Annotated in this window: 1 protein-coding gene; it reads right to left on the bottom strand. The window is 62.6% G+C overall.

The window, feature by feature from the left end; translation table 11 throughout:
• Positions 1–1,163 (bottom strand): MCE family protein (locus AWC19_RS03835; RefSeq protein WP_425436869.1); only part of this gene is annotated, 1,163 nt, incomplete at its 3' end.
• Positions 1,164–1,167: the final 4 nt, after the last annotated feature.

Raw genomic sequence — 1,167 nt, 5'->3', positions numbered from 1 at the left:
ACGTACTCGATCGCGTACGGCGACGCGGTGTCGATGTGGTTGTACGGCGCGATGCTGTTGCCGGTGTCCATGACCAACTCGGGCGCAGGCCACAGACTACGAGTGATCGGCTGCCAGCACCCCGGCGCGCCGCCCGGGCCGCCGCGGGCGTTCACCCGGGGCAGGTTCTCCGGATAGATGTAGGGGTTGGGCGCCCCGCCGACCAGCGTGGCGACGTTGCCCAGGGCCGCAAGCCCCTGGGTCGGCAGCGCGAAAATCCCGATCAAACCGATGAGGGTGACCGCCGACACCGGATTCAGCAGCAACCCAAGGCCCGACAACAACTCGGTGTCCATGTTCAGCGAGTAGCCGTTGAAGCCCCCCTCGGACGCGCCCGTGACGGGCGCGATGTCGTGGTAGTTGCGCAGGGTGCAAAAGATCGCCGGGCTGTAGGTGTCGAGCAGCTGGGCGCTGGGCACCAGATCCTGAGCCCCCCGCGCCAAATACGGCCCACCCCGCTCGAAAATGTCGGCCCCGGTGTTGCCAAACCCCGCCGCCGACAACAACGCCTGATCCAAATCCTTTTGCTGGGCATTAAGCGTGCGCGCGGTGATCACCGAGTTGTTCAAAAAGTCGAACAAATCCGGCGCGGCGTTGGCATAGGTGTCCCCCAACCCCGCCAACTGCTGAATATCGTGACGCGCCTGAGGCAGCTGCGGATTGACATCATCAAGAATCGCATTGGCATTGACCACCGACTGCCCAAACCGATCCCCCAACCCCGCCAACGACTGCGCCGCAGCACTTAGCGTCAGGTTCAACTTCACCGGATCCACCTTCTGCGCGATCTCGGTGATCGTCTCAAACAACGTATTGATCTCGGTGGTCACCGACCGCGCATCAATCACCGTCTGCGGCGAAATCCGCTGCGGCGACGGATTCTTCGGCGTGGTCAGCGACACATACTTACCACCGAACACCGTCGTGGCCTTGATATCGGCATTGACATTGGCCGGAATCAAATGCAGATACCGCGGATAGACATCCAAGGTGAACTTCGCCGCCGGCTTCCCATCACGCACCGTCTCGGCAATATGGGCCACCCGCCCGATCTCCACCCCGTTATAGGTGACCTTCGACCCCGGATCCATCACCAACCCAGCCCGCGACGCCACCATCGTCAACTTC

Origin of the sequence: Mycobacterium palustre, from assembly GCF_002101785.1 — a bacterium.
Lineage (GTDB): Bacteria > Actinomycetota > Actinomycetes > Mycobacteriales > Mycobacteriaceae > Mycobacterium > Mycobacterium palustre.
Note: the sequence above shows the minus strand (reverse complement) of the source record. Positions and strands in the feature narration are given on the sequence as shown.